Genomic DNA, 15,384 nt, shown 5'->3' on the forward strand with positions numbered 1-15,384 from the left:
CATGGCTGAGGGAACGCGTCTGGACCAGCTGCCGGTCTGGGACTCGCTGCGCGAACACCGCGCGGAGCTGGGGGACACCCACCTGCGCACGCTGTTCGCCGAGGATCCCAAGCGTGGCGAGTCCTACACCCTGCAGGTCGGCGACCTGCACGTCGACTACTCGAAGCACCTCGTCACCGACGAGACCCTCGCGCTGCTGCGCCAGCTCGCGCAGGTGCGCGGGGTGGAGGCCCTCCGGGACGCCATGTTCCGCGGCGAGAAGATCAACATCACCGAGAACCGCGCCGTGCTGCACACCGCGCTGCGCGCGCCGCGTGACGCGGTGATCGAGGTCGACGGCGTCAACGTGGTCCCCGAAGTCCACGCCGTGCTCGACAAGATGGCCGACTTCGCCCGCCGGGTCCGCTCGGGGGAGTGGACCGGTCACACCGGCAAGCGGATCCGCAACATCGTCAACATCGGCATCGGCGGCTCCGATCTGGGTCCGGCCATGGCCTACGACGCGCTGCGCAGCTTCAGCGACCGCGACCTGACGGTGCGTTTCGTCTCCAACGTCGACGGCGCCGACCTGCACGAGGCCGTGCGCGACCTGGACGCCGAGGAGACGCTCTTCATCGTCGCCTCGAAGACCTTCACCACCATCGAGACCGTCACCAACGCCACCAGCGCCCGCAACTGGCTGCTCACCGAGCTGCGCGCCGACCAGAGCGCCGTGGCCAAGCACTTCGTCGCGCTGTCGACCAACGCCACCGAGGTGGAGAAGTTCGGCATCGACGTGGCCAACATGTTCGAGTTCTGGGACTGGGTCGGCGGTCGCTACTCCTTCGACTCCGCCATCGGGCTCTCGCTGATGATCGCCATCGGCCCGGAGGCGTTCGAGGAGATGCTGGAGGGCTTCCGCCTGGTCGACGAGCACTTCCGCACCGCGCCGCCGGAGCAGAACGTGCCGCTGCTGCTCGGCCTGCTCGGCGTCTGGTACGGGGCGTTCTTCGACGCGCAGGCGCACGCCGTGCTGCCGTACTCGCACTACCTGTCCAAGTTCACCGCCTATCTGCAGCAGCTGGACATGGAGTCCAACGGCAAGTCGGTGCAGCGCGACGGCGAGCCGGTGCACTGGCAGACCGGCCCGGTCGTCTGGGGCACGCCCGGCACCAACGGCCAGCACGCGTACTACCAGCTGCTGCACCAGGGCACCAAGGTGATCCCGGCCGACCTGATCGGCTTCGCCCGCCCGGTCGCCGACCTGGCGCCCGGCCTGGTCGCGCAGCACGACCTGCTGATGGCCAACCTCTTCGCCCAGGGCCAGGCGCTGGCCTTCGGCAAGACGCCGGAGGAGGTCCGCGCCGAGGGCGTCGCGGAGGAGCTGGTGCCGCACAAGACCTTCCGCGGCAACCACCCGACCACGACCATCCTGGCCGGCGAGCTGACCCCGTCCGTGCTGGGCCAGCTGATCGCGCTCTACGAGCACAAGGTCTTCGTCCAGGGCGCGATCTGGAACATCGACTCCTTCGACCAGTGGGGCGTCGAGCTCGGCAAGGTCCTGGCCAAGCGGATCGAGCCCGCGCTCGTCGACGGCACCGGCCTTACCGCGCTCGACTCCTCCACGGCCGGCCTGGCCACCCGCTACCGCGAGCTGCGCGGGCGCTGAGGTATCGGAGAAGCCCTCACCAGGGCATCGCCACGCCGCCGTTGGGACGCAGGATCTGTCCGGTCACGAACCGGGCGGCATCGCTGACCAGGTAGTGGAAGGCGTAGGCGATGTCCTCGGGCTCGCCGATCAGCCCGAGCGGCGACATCCGCCGCAGCGGCTTCTCCCCGGCGGCGCGGGCGGCCTCGTCCACGCTGCCGTCGGGGCGCAGGTAGTGACGCGCGGTCATCGCGGTGCGCACCAGTCCGGGTGCGACCGCGTTGACCCGCACGCCGTAGCGGCCGACCTCGGCGGCCAGGTTCTTCGTGAGCTGGACCACGGCGGCCTTGGAGGCCGAGTAGCTCATGATCGCGGGCGTGGCGCTGTCCACCGCGCCCGACGCGGTGTTGACGATGGCTCCGCCGCCCTGCGCGCACATGATCCGCGCCGCCGCCTGGCAAGCGTGGAAGGTGCCCTTGAAGTTGACGTCCATCACCGCGTCGAGGTCCTCCTCGGGGACGTCGACGACCAGCCCGGTGCGGATCACCCCGGCGACGTTGCAGAGGATGTCGAGCCTGCCCTGCTGCTCGGCGGTGCTCTCGACCAGCGCGAAGACGGCCGCCCGGCGGGAGACGTCCACGGCGGCCGGGATGCCGTCGCACTCCTTCGCCGTCGCGGTGGCGGCCTCGCCGTCGAGGTCGGCGCAGACGACGCGCGCCCCCGCCTCGGCCAGCACCCGGGCGGTCGCCCGCCCGATGCCGCTGCCGGCGCCCGTCACGATGGCCACCCGTCCGTCCAGCGCATAAGGAAGCATGTCTGTGGTGGTAGCAGATGCGTCTTGACGTTGGAAGCGAAGGTGTAGTTAGCTACTGATAAGTAACTTATGGGAGAGTGCACCGTGAGCGAGTTCGACGAGGGCACCGCCGTCGTCCGCCGTCCCGACGAGGCCGCCGGGACGACGGCCGGGACGATGGCCGCGACCACCAGCGTCTTCGACGCCGAGCTGGACAAGGGCTGGCAGATCGGCGGCGGCATCAACGGCGGCCTGCTGCTCTCCCTCGCGGCGCGCGCCGTGGGGGAGCACTTCGCGGCAGCAGGGGCTTCGCACCCGTACCCCGTCTCGGTCAGCGGCTACTACGTCAGCGCCTCCCGCCCCGGCCCGGCCGAGCTCCGCGTCGAGACCGTCCGCACCGCCCGCAGCCACTCCACCGGACAGGCCTCGCTGCTGCAGGCCGACGACGAGGGCCGCACGTTCGAACGGCTGCGCGTGCTGGCCCACTTCGGCGACCTGGCCCGCGCCGACGAGGACGTCCGCACCAGCGCGACCCCGCCGCAGCTGCCTCCGGTCGAGCAGTGCATCGGCACCGAGCACGCCCCGCCGGAGTTCCTCGCCTCCGCCAACCTGCTGGAGCGGATCGACCTGCGCCTCGACCCCGCCTACGTCGGCTGGGCCCTCGGCAAGCCCTCGGGCGAGGGCCGCCTCCAGGGCTGGCTCCGCCTCGCCGACGGCCGCGAGTCCGACCCGCTCTCGCTCCTCTTCGCCCTCGACGCACTCCCGCCGGTCACCTTCGACCTCGGCCTCTTCGGCTGGACCCCGACCGTCGAACTCACCGCCCACATCCGCGCCCTCCCCGCCCCGGGCTGGCTCCGCGTGACCCACTCCACCCGCAACCTCGCGGGCGGCTACCTGGAGGAGGACTGCGAGATCTGGGACTCCCGCGACCGCCTGGTCGCGCAGTCGCGCCAGTTGGCGGTCGTGCCGCGCTGAGGAGGCGTGGACCGGGACGGCTATAGGCTCGATGCATGACCGACGACCGTCCCCAGCTGGCTGTGGAGGAGATCGTTCGGCTGCGCGCCGTCGCGGACGAGCTGGCCGAGGTGACCGACCGTCAGTAGGAGCACTGGAAGGTCGAGATCACCGACGGCCAGGTCACCGTGATGATGATGAGCCCCAGCGGTCAGCTCGGGGTCAACGTGGTGCGGCTCCGTCGTCAGATCGAACAGCAGGACCCGAGCGTTGCCGCGTTCTCCGACACGGACACGGAGGACCCGGTCACGGGCTGCGTAAGGTTCCTGACCTGATGGTGGTGCCCGAGTCCGAGGTTGACTCCGTGGGAAGCCGGGTCAGCAGCCGCATCGTGCTGCTTGCGGCCGAGGTCGTGTCCCCGAGCAACCCGCGCAATGCCCTGGAGGTCAAGGCGCGGGACTACCCGGCGATGGGCGTGCCGCTCTATCTGATCGTCGATCCGCGCAAGGGTGACGGCATCGTCTATTCCGAGCCCAGCCACGGGCCGGACGGAATCCGCTACCGCAAAGCGGTCCCCTTCGCCTTCGGTGACCGCATCGCCGTCGGGCCGTGGTCAGTCGATACCTCCGGCCTGCGCCTCTACCAGGACTGACGGCCGTGCGCTGAGGTCTACCTGGGCCGGCGCGAGACCGCGACACCGGCGAAGGTCAGGCCGCAGGTGACGCCGATGCCCCAATCGTCGCCTTCGTAGCGGATCGCAGGGTCGGCCAGCGCCGTGCGCAGTTGCTCCAGGGGGATCACGGTGTAGTCCGCTGAGTCGGTGGCGGCCACATGGCGGACCTCGATCCAGCCGTTGCGGACCAGTGGGAGCAGCGGGGCCACCTGTTCGTCGACGAACGCCAGCCGAGCGGCCTCGTCGAGCCCCTGCCGCATCTCCTGCCAGATGCCGTACGGGCCGGTCAGCCAGCCGCTGTACTCGAAGGCACAGATCATGTGCTCGTGCTCGTCGGCGCTCAGCGTGGGATGGTCCTTCGGGTCGAGGCGGTCCACGACGGCGGTCAGATGCTCGCGCAACGCCGGTTGGACGGCGAGGGCGATGCGACGCCCTGCAGGCTCGGTGGCCGGCTTCACGAGCCAGTTCTCCGGATCGGCGAGGAACGCGCGTTGTTCGGTCGGCGGCAGCAATTCGTGTGTGTAGGCCCAGGGTTGGCCCGTGGCCTTGGCGACGAAGAGCTCACCACGCTCGTGGAGGTCGAGTGCGACCGGCATCAGCTCGGTCGCCCGCTCACGCGACTCCTCCGTCGTCAGGCTGCGCAACGGTGCGTCCGCGTCTCCGACCCACCGCTGCGCCGTGGAGTAGTGCTCGGGCGTCCACGCCGCGAGGAGATTCCGTGCCCCCGCGCGCAGCAGGGTCTGCTCGGCGAGGGTGAGCGAATCCCAGTCCCGCACGTTCGTCACAGCCTCACGTACATGATGTGCAGCCCCACATAGCCCAGCGTCGGGTGGCGGAAGCCCTCCGGGATCGTGGTCATGACCTCGAAGCCGAGCGACTCGTAGAGCTTCACCGCACGGGTGTTGCTGGCCGCTACCGCGTTGAACTGGACCCCGCGGAAGCCGTGTTCGCGCGCCCAGGCCAGCAGGTAGGTGCAGAGCGCGCGGCCGACGCCGTGGCCGGAGTACTCAGCGGCGACCATGAAGCTGCCGCTGGCGATGTGCGCGCCCGGGCCCATCTTGTTGGCGTACACGTTGGCCGTGCCGAGCACCGTGCCGTCGTCGTCCACCGCGACAACGACATGGCCCGGCGCGCGGACCATCCACATCGCGCGGCCCGTCGGCTCGTCGACGTCGGTCGGGTAGGTGAAGGTCTCTCCGGCCGCCGTGATCTCATGAAAGAAGGGCCAGATCGACGCCCAGTCGGCGTCCGTGGCCTCGCGGATGTGCATGGCGTGATCGTGACACCGCGACCCGCCCGAACGCGAGGTGGTTTTCCTCGCCGCGCCGGTCGGGACAGAATGGCGCCGCACGTATCCAGCGAGAGAGCGGTAACCAAGAGTGACCCTGTCCATTGAGCAGACCATCGCCGAGGAACTCGGCGTCCGTCCCGCACAGGTGCAGTCCGCCGTGGAACTGCTCGACGGAGGGGCGACCGTCCCCTTCATCGCCCGGTATCGCAAGGAGGCGACGGGGTCGCTCGACGACGCCCAGCTGCGCACGCTCGAGGAGCGCCTGCGCTACCTGCGCGAGCTGGAGGAGCGCCGGGCCGCGATCCTGGAGTCGATCCGCAGCCAGGGCAAGCTCGACGAGGCCCTGGAGGCGCAGATCCGCGCCGCCGACTCCAAGGCGCGCCTGGAGGACATCTACCTCCCGTTCAAGCCCAAGCGCCGCACCAAGGCCCAGATCGCCCGCGAGAACGGCCTGGAGCCGCTCGCCGACGCCCTCCTCGGCGACCCGACGCGCGACCCGCAGACGGAGGCCGCCGCCTACCTCGGCGAGAACGTCGCCGACGCCGCAGCCGCGCTCGACGGCGCCCGCGCCATCCTGGTCGAGCGCTTCGGCGAGGACGCCGACCTGATCGGCGAGCTGCGCGAGCGGATGTGGGGACGCGGTCGGCTGGCCGCCAAGGTCCGCGACGGCAAGGAGCAGGACGGCGCCAAGTTCGCCGACTACTTCGACTTCGCCGAGCCCTACGTCAAGCTGCCCTCCCACCGCGTGCTGGCCATGCTGCGCGGGGAGAAGGAGGACGTGCTCGAACTCACCATGGAGCCCTACGCCGACGAGGCCGACGCGGAGGCCCCCGGCGGCTACGAGTCCCGGATCGCCAACCGCTTCGACGTCGCCGACCGCGGCCGTCCGGCCGACAAGTGGCTCAAGGACACCGTCCGTTGGGCGTGGCGCACCCGGATCCTGGTCCACCTCGGGATCGACCTGCGGCTGCGCCTGCGCACCGAGGCCGAGGACGAGGCGGTGCGCGTCTTCGCCGCCAACCTGCGCGACCTGCTGCTCGCCGCCCCCGCCGGCACCCGCGCCACGCTCGGCCTGGACCCGGGCTTCCGCACCGGCGTCAAGGTCGCCGTCGTCGACGCGACCGGCAAGGTCGTCGCGCACGACACCATCCACCCGCACGTCCCGGCCAACAAGTGGGACGAGTCGATCGCCACGCTGGCCAAGCTCTGCGCCCAGCACCAGGTGGACCTGATCGCCATCGGCAACGGCACCGCCTCCCGCGAGACGGACAAGCTGGCGCTGGACCTGATCAAGCGTCACCCGGAGCTGAAGCTCACCAAGGCCGTCGTCTCCGAGGCGGGCGCGTCGGTCTACTCGGCCTCCGCCTTCGCATCGCAGGAGCTGCCGGAGCTCAACGTCGTCATCCGCGGCGCGGTCTCCATCGCCCGCCGCCTGCAGGACCCGCTGGCCGAGCTGGTCAAGATCGACCCCAAGTCGATCGGCGTCGGCCAGTACCAGCACGACATCTCCGAGACCAAGCTGTCGCGTTCGCTGGACGCGGTGGTCGAGGACTGCGTCAACGGCGTCGGCGTGGACGTCAACACGGCCTCCGCGCCGCTGCTGACCCGCGTCTCCGGCATCGGCGCGGGCCTGGCGGACAACATCGTCGCCCACCGCGACGCCAACGGTCCGTTCCGCAGCCGCAAGGAGCTGAAGAACGTCGCGCGGCTCGGCCCGAAGGCCTTCGAGCAGTGCGCGGGCTTCCTCCGGATCCCCGGCGGCGAGGACCCGCTGGACGGCTCCAGCGTCCACCCGGAGGCGTACCCGGTGGTCCGCCGGATCCTGACCGCGACCGGTGGCGACCTCAAGGCGCTGATCGGCGACGGCGCGAAGCTGCGTGCGCTCAGGCCGACCGACTTCGCTGACGACACCTTCGGTGTGCCGACGATCGTCGACATCCTGGGCGAGCTGGAGAAGCCCGGTCGCGACCCGCGTCCGGCCTTCAAGACGGCCGCCTTCAAGGAGGGCGTGGAGAAGCTCGGCGACCTCACCCCGGGCATGGTCCTGGAGGGTACGGTCACCAACGTCGCCGCCTTCGGCGCCTTCGTCGACATCGGCGTCCACCAGGACGGCCTGGTCCACGTCTCCGCGCTGTCGAAGACCTTCGTCAAGGACCCGCGCGAGGTGGTCAAGTCCGGCGACATCGTCACCGTGAAGGTGATGGACGTGGACATCCCGCGCAAGCGCATCTCGCTGACGCTGCGTCTGGACGACGACGCCCAGGCGGGCGGGGAGCGCGGAGACCGTGGCGAGCGTGGCGAGCGCGGCGACCGGGGCCCGCGCGGCCAGCGTCAGGGCGGGCAGCGTCCGGGCGGCCAGGGCGGCCAGGCCCAGGGTGGCGGCGGGCAGAACCGTGGCCAGCGCCAGGGCGGTCAGAGCGGCCAGGGCGGTGGCCAGAACCCTGGCCAGGGCCAGGGCGGGCAAGGCGGTCAGGGCGGTCAGGGCGGCAACCGGGACCGTCGCGGCGGCGACCGCCGCACTCCGGCCCCGCGCGACGGCGGGATCGCCAACAGCGCGATGGCGGACGCCCTGCGACGCGCCGGTTTGGCGAAATAGCGGGCACGAACCATACGGATGGGACCGTCAACCTTGCCAGTGATCGATGGCTCAGTGAATCCTGACGTGGATTTGGCATTGTTGACGGTCCGACAGCTCGTACCATGAGTGCCGAGGCCCCTCCCGTCCCCCCGTGCGGCAGGGGCCTCTTCGCGTTCCACCCCAGGCAACACCCGTTGCGCCGTCGGCGAACGATTCCGGCCAGGCGGACCGTCCCCGGCCTACGGTGAGGTCATGGAGACGGACATCGAGATCGTCGAGCTGTTGCCGGGTCGCCTGCACCAGCTGAACTTCTGGGTGGGTCAGGGCTTCGTCTGGCGGGACGACGACGGCACGCTGACCCTGATCGACGCCGGTCCCGCCGGTTCCGGCCCCGGGATCGCGGCAGCCGTGCGTGAGCTCGGCGCCGATCCGGGCGACGTGCGTCGGCTGCTGCTCACCCACTTCCACCGCGACCACGCGGGCGCGGCGGCGGAGGTGGCCGCCTGGGGCGGGGTGGAGGTTCTCGCCCACCGCCTCGACGCCGCGGTCGTCCGAGGTGAGCAGCCGGTGATCCCGCCGGACCTCTCCGACGCGCCGGAGTGGGAGCGCGAGTTCCACGCCAACCTGGCTCCCATGCCGGACGTGCCGCCCGTCAAGGCGATCACCGATCTGGACGAAGGCGACACCCTCCACGTCGGCGGTGGCACCCGCGTGGTGGCCCTCCCGGGCCACACCCCGGGCAGCGCGGCCTACCACCTGCCGCAGCACGGCGTGCTCTTCCTCGGCGACACGGTCGCCAACGTGGAGGGCCACACTATGCGCGGGATCTTCAACGTCAACCGCAGGCAGGCGGGGGAGTCGCTGAAGCGGTTGCCGCAGCTCGACTCCGTCGACGTCGCCTGCTTCGGACACGGCGACGCGATCGTCGGCGGGGCTGACGTTGCACTCCGGGCGGTGGTCGAGGCGCTGACGGACTGACGCTTAGGCCCCCGCTTGGAAGAGGTGGCTCTACTCCGCCTGGCTGAACACACCCCGCCTGGCTCAGCACTCTGTCTGGCTCAACCGCGACCCTGCTCGCCCCTTCCGGACGTGCAACTGGTTCGGGATCCGGTCCCGCAGCTCCGAGACGTGGCTGACGATGCCGACCGCACGGTCCCGCTCGCGCAGTGAGTCGAGGACGGACATGACCTCCTCCAGCGCGTCCGCGTCGAGCGAGCCGAAGCCCTCGTCGACGAAGAGGGTGTCCAGGGGCATGCCGCCCGCCTCGTCCGTCACCACGTCGGCCAGGCCCAACGCGAGGGCCAGGGAGGCGAAGAAGGACTCGCCGCCGGACAGGGTCGAGGTGTCGCGGTAGCGGCCGGTCCAGGCGTCCAGGACCTGGAGGCCGAGCCCGGAGCGGGCGTTGTTGCGGGAGCGGGCGTCGGTGTGCTCCAGGGTGTACCGGCCGCCGGACATCGCGGCCAGTCGCAGGCCCGCCGACGCGGCCACCTGCTCCAGCCGTGCGGCCAGCACGTAGTTCTCCAGCGACATCCGCAGCTCGTTGCTCCGGCTCGTGCCCGCGACCAGCTGGGACAGCTCCGTCGCCGTGGCCAGCCGCTCAGCGAACGGGCGCAGGCGGGTGACGTCCTCGACCAGCTGCCCGCTGAGCCGGGCGAGTTGGGCGACCCGGTGCGTCGCGCTCTCCAGCGCGGCGTGCGCGTCGAAGAGCGCGGCCTCCACTGCCGCCGCCCGCGCCTGGTCGACGGCGGGATCGGCCTCCGGCAGCGCCGCCGCGGCGACGAGCTCCGGGGACGCCGCCTCCGCGCGGGTACGGGCCAGGCCCTCGCCGTGGCGCGTGACGGCCGCTCGCAGGGCGTCCGCCTCGGCCGCGCCGAGCGCGGCGTGCTGCGCCTCCGCAGGGGACGGGAAACCGACCGCCGTGCACTCCTCCTCCGCCGCCGCACGGGCCGTTGACGCCGCGTCCGCCGCAGCGGACGCGGCGGTGACCGCCTCGGCAGCCTGGCCCAGCAGCGCGCCCCGGGCCTCCAGCGCGGCGATCCGGGCCGCCACCGAGGGCGCTCCTGCGCGGGCCTCGGCAAGCCGGACGTCGAGCTGCTCGCGTTCGGCGGTGAGCCGGGAGAGTGCCTCCTCCGCGGCGGCCAGGGTCTCGCGTGCGGACGAGAGCGCCGCCGAACGCCGCTCGTGCTCGCGCTCCAGCCGCTCCAACTGCCGTGCGGCGGCCAGACCTGCGGCCTCGGCCCGCTCGGCGTCGGCGTGCTCGCGCCGCAGCGTCTCGGCCTCCTGGGCCAGCTGGGCCGTGGCGCGGCTGTCGGCGAGGGCCTCAGCGGCGGCCGAGTCGGCAGCGAGGCGCGCCAACTGCTGCTCGGCCTCGTGGAACTGCTGCTCCGCCGCGCGGTAGGCGGCCTCGGCCGTCCGCTCCGCCTCGGGGGTGACCTGGTCCGGCGCGGCCTCGGCGGGGCGCGGGTGTTCGGTGGCCCCACAGACCGCGCACGGCTCGCCCGGCTGCAACCGGGCGGCCAACTCGGCGGCCATGCCCTCGATCCGACGCTGCTTCAGCTCCAGCCAGGTCTCCTGTGCGCCGGACCGCTGCTCGCGCAGCCCGGCCACCGCGCGCTCGCCCGTGGCGACCCGCGCGGACAGCCCGTCCCGGCGCTGACCGGACTCCAGCCGCTGTGCGGCGGCACGCAGCCGCTCGGCGAGCGCGTCCCGGCCGGTGGCCGCCTCGCGCGCGGCCTCCGCGTGACGCTGGGCGGCCTGGCGTTCGCGCGGCCACTCGTCGGCGAGCCAGGCCTCGGCCTCGGACCGCTCGTCCTCGGCGTCGGCAGCGCGTCGCTCCAACTGCTGCGCCTCGCGGACGATCGCCGCCTGCCGCTGCTCGGCCTGGAGCAGGGCGCGCAACTCCCCGGTACGGCCCAGCGCTTCGCGCTCCTTGGCGCGGAGATCCGCAGCACGCACGTTGGCGTCGCGCACATCGGCGGCACGAACGTCGGCGTCGCGGAGCTCAGCCGGGAGCGCGGTGAGCGCGTTGAGCGCGTTGAGCGCCCGCTCGCGGGCCGTGGCGGCCCGCTCGGCCTCCCGCTCGGCCTCGGCCAGGCGGCGCAGCAGCGGGGTGACCGTGGCGGCCCGCTCGGCGCGGGCGAGGCGTTGCTCCCGCTCCTGCTGGGCGGGCTGCTCGGCGACCAGGGCGTCGCGCGTGTCCAGCGCACGCCGGTGGCGTTGCTGACGGTCGAACAGCTCCTGTGTCGCGCGCAGGCGTTCGTCCGCCGCCGCGCGGCGCTCGGCGACCAGGGTGTGGCGGACCTCCGCCACCTCCTGCCGCAGCGCGGCACCCTCGCGCAGCGCCGCCGCCCAGGCGAGCGCCTCGTCCGGCGCCGGAACCCCCTCGGGCACGGTAGCGGCCGGGGCGAGCTCCCCGGCAGCCTCGGACAGGCGCTCCACCCGGGCGGCGATGTCGGCCTGGACGGACTGGGCCTCCTTCTCGCAGCGCTGCCGACGCTCCGTCAGCCACGCCTCCACCGCGCCGAAGCGGCCGGTGTCGAAGAGGCGGCCCAGCAGCTCCCTGCGCTCCTGCGCGTTGGCCTGCAGGAACCGGGCGAACTCGCCCTGCGGCAGCAGCACGACCTGGCAGAACTGGTCCCGGCTCATGCCGATCAGCTGCTGCAGCTCCGCGCCGATCTCCTGGTGCGAGCCGCTGCGCGGACGCCACTCGTCGAGCTCGGCCGACCACTCACTGAGCAGGGTCTGCGCCTTCTCCGGCGTGCTGCCCTCCCCGCGACGCTTGGGCCGGTGCTGCTCGGGGCGCCGCAGGATGCGCAACCGTCGGCCGCCCAGCGTCAGTTCGAGCTCGACCTCGGTCAGCTGCCCGGCCGCGGCGTGGTCGCTGCGCAGGCTGCGGGCCCGGCCACGACTGCCGGGGACCGAGCCGTAGAGGGCGAAGCAGACGGCGTCCAGCACGCTCGTCTTGCCCGCGCCCGTCGGGCCCGCCAGCAGGAAGAGCCCGCCGGAGGCCAGCGCGTCGAAGTCCACCTCCTCGCGTCCGCCGAAGGGCCCGAAGGCCGTGACGGTGAGCCGGTGCAGTCGCATCAGTCGTCCCCCTCGGTCCGCGCCGCCGCCTCGACCGCCGCGACCAGCAGCGCCGACTCCGACTCGCTCGCCGCCGAGCCGCGCACGTGGCGGACGAAGCCCAGCGCGACCGCGCCGTCGTCCCGCCCACGCACGCGCGAGCCGTAGGAGGCGAGGCCGTCGTCGGCGCGGTTCTGCGGCTCGAAGGCCAGCTGGAGCGTGTGCGGGAAGCGCTGACGCAGCTTCTCCATCGCCTGCGCCGGGCGCGCCGCGTCCGTCAGCGTGGCCTGCACCCAGCAGTCCTCGACGTCGTCGTGGTCGGGGGAGGTGAGCAGCTCGTGCAACTCGCCGCGCAGCCGCACCAGGCGGCGCGGCGCCGGGCAGTCGACGCGCCGGGCCGCGACTTCGCCCCGCGGGCCGAGATCGACCAGCCACATCGACTTGCGGTGGTCGGCCTCCGAGAAGGAGTACGCGAGCGGTGAACCGCTGTAGCGCACCCGCTCGTTGACGGTCTGGCAGCCGTGCAGATGGCCCAGCGCCGCGTAGTCGACGCCGTCGAAGACGGACGCGGGCACACTCGGCACGCCGCCGACCGAGATGTCCCGCTCGCTGTCGCTGACCTCGCCGCCGATGACGAACGCGTGCGCCAGCACCACCGACCGGCAGCCGCGTTGTGCCTGTCGACGGTCTGCCAGGTCCGCGCGGACCGCGTCCATCGCCGCGCCGAGCACGGCGGCGTGGCTGACCTCCTCGGCCCCGACCCGCCGCCCGACCAGCGCGGGCTCCAGGTAGGGCAGGCCGTAGACGGCGACCTCGCCGTGCTCGTCCCGCAGCAGCACCGGCTCGGCGACCGCGTCCGGGTCGGTCCGCAGGTGGACCCCGGCGCGAGCGATCAAGCCCGCGCCGATCCCGAGCCGCTGCGCGCTGTCGTGGTTCCCGCTGATCAGCACCACCGGGATGCCGAGCGCGGCCAGCTTGTGCAGCACCTCGTCGAACAGCTCGACCGCCCCGAGACTCGGCACCGCCCGGTCGTGGACGTCACCCGCCACGAGCACGGCGTCGACGGACTCCGCCTCGGCGGTGCGGACGAGGTGCTCCAGGAAGGCACGCTGCGCGGGCAGCAGGTTCTCCCGGTGCAGCGACCTGCCCAGGTGCCAGTCGGAGGTGTGCAGAAATCTCACGCCGGCGCCCCCACCTGCATCTTTGCCACGCTCCACACCATCGAGTCAGCACCGGATCCGGACGGGTCACGCGAGGACCGGCACGTCGGCACATCCCGGCTTCGCACAACCCGCACCGAGTATCACAGGTGCCACTGACAACTCCGGTCAGTCCCGCCCCTCAGTGCAGGTCTGCGGCTGCCGCGCGCAGTTCGTCGAATGCGGCTCCGGTGTGCGGGGCCAGTTCGCCGGGGTCCTCGTCGCGACTGGGGTCGGCCCACCGGCTGAATCCGAGCCTGAACGCGAGCACGCCGAGTTCGGCGGCCACGTGCGCTACGGGTTCCGGGACGCCCCGTCGCTGCAACGCGTCGACCATGGCCGCGGCCATGCCGATGCTCTTCAGCGCGTTGCGCTCCTGCAGCTCCTCGTTCGCCTCGACGGCCGCGTGCAGCAGCGGGCTGAGCTCGCGGTTGAACGATGTCATCTCGCCCGATGCGCGTTCCAGGCCGGCTGCGACGGCCGTCATCGGTGTCGCGTCCGCTGGGGCGGCATCGATGCCCTCGGCCAGCAGGCGGCTGAGGGCCTTCTGACCCGTAGTGAGGATCTCCCGTTTGTCGGTGAAGTGGCGGAAGAACGTGCTCCGGGTGAGCCCCGCCCGCTCGGAGATCTGAGCGACCGTCGTGTCGTCGTAACCCTGCTCGGCGAACAGGCCGAGCGCCGCCACCACCAGGCGCTGTCGGGCATCGGGCTTCCATCTGGGCATATGGCCATTCTAGATGATGCGACATGTGTCGCATCGCGGTGTACGGTGATGGGACAGTAGTCGCATCACTCTGGGAGTCCACCATGCGCGTCTTCATCACCGGCGGAACGGGCCTGATCGGCACGGCCGTCGTCGCCGAACTGCTCGCCGCAGGCCACTCCGTCACCGCCCTCGCCCGCTCCGACGCGTCCGCGGCGAGCGCACAAGCCGCCGGGGCCGACGTGCTGCGCGGCGGACTCACCGACCTCGAGGTGCTGCGAACCGGCTCCGAACGGGCAGACGGCGTCATCCACCTCGCCTTCGGCAACGACTTCAGCTCGCCCGAGGCGCTTGCCAAGGCCGTCGCCGAGGAGGGTGCCGCGCTCGCGACGCTCGGCGACACCCTCGTCGGCACGGATCGACCGCTGGTCACCGTGTCCGGCACGCCCCACGTGGCGGGACGCGCATCGACCGAGGAAGACTCGCTGCCGACCGACGGACCCGTCGGCGGACGCAGTCAGTCGGTATCGCGCGCACTCGCTCTCGCCTCACGCGGCGTGCGCAGCTCGGCGGTACGGCTGCCGCGCACGGTCCACAACCAGGGCCGGGGCGGGTTCGCCGGGCTGCTCGCGGACATCGCCCGGCGCACCGGCGTCGCGGGCTACCCCGGGGACGGCGCGCAGCGCTGGCCCGCCGTCCACGCGCTCGACGCCGCCGTCCTGTTCCGCCTCGCGCTGGAGAAGGCACCAGCGGGAAGCTCGTGGCACGCCGTTGCCGACGAGGGTGACGCGGTCTGCGACATCGCCGCGGTCATCGGGCGGCGGCTCGACCTCCCGGTCACGTCGGTGCCGCAGGACCGTTTCGGTCCGCTCGGCCCGATCTTCGCGACCGACCAGCCCTCATCCAGCGGTCGCACCCGCACCGCTCTCGGCTGGGAGCCGACGCACCCGAGCCTGCTCGACGACCTGGAGAACATCGAAGCCTGAGACGACCTGAGACGGCCTGAGACGACCACCGGACCGACCGGCGGCCGCTGAAGCGCGTCAGCCGTTCCGCAGCGCTTCCACGAAGCCTGCCGCGACGGCGTGTTGGAGGCGGGCCGAGCGGGCGCGGGCGATGGGGCCGGAGAACTCCTTCGGCGGAGGGAAGTAGAGCAGCAGGTAGGCGTCGAGGACGCCCAGGGTCTGGGCGAGGGCATCGGGCTCGTCGGAGTGGCTGCGGACCAGTTGCGAGCCGATGGCCCGGGCCGGGCGCGGGTCGAACCGGTCCTGGTGCAGGGCGTCGCGCAGCTGCCCCGCGAGCGGGGTCAGCAGCAGCGTCAACTGATCGCGCGTCAGCCCGCTCCGCGCGGACGGATAGAGCGCGCGACTCCAGATCGCGGCGAAGCTGCCGACCGCGGTCGGGGCATCCGGGAGTGCAGGCACGGGGGAGAGGCTACTCATCCGATGATCGCGAAGTAAGAGGAGACAGGTGATGTGCACCTTGTGACGTGAGCCGGTCATGT

General features: G+C 72.3%; 13 protein-coding genes. 6 read left to right on the forward strand and 7 right to left on the reverse strand.

All coding sequences use genetic code 11. The features are described from left to right. Nucleotide 1 precedes the first annotated feature (1 nt). Nucleotides 2-1,648, forward strand: coding sequence for a glucose-6-phosphate isomerase (gene pgi, locus ABH928_RS27955; RefSeq protein ID WP_370071377.1), 1,647 nt, complete (start codon nt 2-4; stop codon nt 1,646-1,648). Nucleotides 1,649-1,664: 16 nt separating this feature from the next. On the opposite strand, the gene ABH928_RS27960 is transcribed toward pgi, so the two are convergent. Beyond that, nucleotides 1,665-2,441, reverse strand: a complete 777-nt coding sequence (locus ABH928_RS27960) for an SDR family NAD(P)-dependent oxidoreductase (RefSeq protein ID WP_370071378.1) — start codon at nt 2,439-2,441, stop codon at nt 1,665-1,667. Between the two features lie 84 nt (nt 2,442-2,525). Between ABH928_RS27960 and ABH928_RS27965 the strand changes: the two genes are divergently transcribed. Both ABH928_RS27965 and ABH928_RS27970 read left to right on the forward strand, forming a co-directional pair. Next, nucleotides 2,526-3,395, forward strand: coding sequence for a thioesterase family protein (locus ABH928_RS27965; RefSeq protein WP_370071379.1), 870 nt, complete (start codon nt 2,526-2,528; stop codon nt 3,393-3,395). A gap of 313 nt (nt 3,396-3,708) precedes the next feature. Continuing rightward, nucleotides 3,709-4,026, forward strand: a complete 318-nt coding sequence (locus tag ABH928_RS27970; RefSeq protein ID WP_370071380.1) for a Uma2 family endonuclease — start codon at nt 3,709-3,711, stop codon at nt 4,024-4,026. 17 nt (nt 4,027-4,043) lie between these two features. Here the strand turns inward: ABH928_RS27970 and ABH928_RS27975 are convergent, their stop codons facing one another. Beyond that, complete coding sequence (locus tag ABH928_RS27975) at nt 4,044-4,832, reverse strand: hypothetical protein (RefSeq protein WP_370071381.1); 789 nt, start codon at nt 4,830-4,832, stop codon at nt 4,044-4,046. Next, nucleotides 4,829-5,317, reverse strand: coding sequence for an N-acetyltransferase family protein (locus ABH928_RS27980; protein WP_370071382.1), 489 nt, complete (start codon nt 5,315-5,317; stop codon nt 4,829-4,831). The genes ABH928_RS27975 and ABH928_RS27980 overlap by 4 nt, the downstream gene beginning before the upstream one ends. Nucleotides 5,318-5,426: 109 nt before the next feature. Between ABH928_RS27980 and ABH928_RS27985 the strand changes: the two genes are divergently transcribed. Together ABH928_RS27985 and ABH928_RS27990 are read left to right on the forward strand one after the other, a co-directional pair. Beyond that, the gene (locus tag ABH928_RS27985) at nt 5,427-7,934 is read left to right on the forward strand and encodes a Tex family protein (protein WP_370071383.1); all 2,508 of its coding nucleotides are present in this window, start codon (nt 5,427-5,429) and stop codon (nt 7,932-7,934) included. Nucleotides 7,935-8,168: 234 nt separating this feature from the next. Continuing rightward, a complete protein-coding gene (locus ABH928_RS27990) occupies nt 8,169-8,894 on the forward strand; it encodes an MBL fold metallo-hydrolase (protein ID WP_370071384.1) in 726 nt (241 codons plus the stop codon). 63 nt (nt 8,895-8,957) lie between these two features. On the opposite strand, the gene ABH928_RS27995 is transcribed toward ABH928_RS27990, so the two are convergent. From ABH928_RS27995 to ABH928_RS28005, 3 genes are all read right to left on the reverse strand, one after another. Beyond that, nucleotides 8,958-11,999, reverse strand: coding sequence for an AAA family ATPase (locus ABH928_RS27995; RefSeq protein WP_370071385.1), 3,042 nt, complete (start codon nt 11,997-11,999; stop codon nt 8,958-8,960). Next, entirely contained in the window at nt 11,999-13,159 is a 1,161-nt protein-coding gene (locus tag ABH928_RS28000; protein ID WP_370071386.1) for an exonuclease SbcCD subunit D, read from the reverse strand. Before ABH928_RS28000 ends, ABH928_RS27995 begins: the two co-directional genes overlap by 1 nt. 160 nt (nt 13,160-13,319) lie before the next feature. Then, nucleotides 13,320-13,901: a TetR/AcrR family transcriptional regulator gene (locus tag ABH928_RS28005; protein ID WP_370071387.1), complete on the reverse strand. Its 582-nt coding sequence runs from the start codon at nt 13,899-13,901 to the stop codon at nt 13,320-13,322. A gap of 83 nt (nt 13,902-13,984) precedes the next feature. On the opposite strand from ABH928_RS28005, the gene ABH928_RS28010 reads away from it, so the two are divergent. Next, a complete protein-coding gene (locus ABH928_RS28010; protein WP_370071388.1) occupies nt 13,985-14,866 on the forward strand; it encodes an SDR family oxidoreductase in 882 nt (293 codons plus the stop codon). A 57-nt stretch (nt 14,867-14,923) separates the two neighbouring features. On the opposite strand, the gene ABH928_RS28015 is transcribed toward ABH928_RS28010, so the two are convergent. Further along, nucleotides 14,924-15,304 (reverse strand): hypothetical protein, encoded by a 381-nt coding sequence (locus ABH928_RS28015; protein WP_370071389.1) that lies wholly within the window; start codon nt 15,302-15,304, stop codon nt 14,924-14,926. Nucleotides 15,305-15,384: the final 80 nt, after the last annotated feature.

The sequence above is a fragment of the Streptacidiphilus sp. MAP5-3 genome (genome assembly GCF_041262505.1).
In the GTDB taxonomy this organism is placed as follows: Bacteria; Actinomycetota; Actinomycetes; order Streptomycetales; family Streptomycetaceae; genus Streptacidiphilus.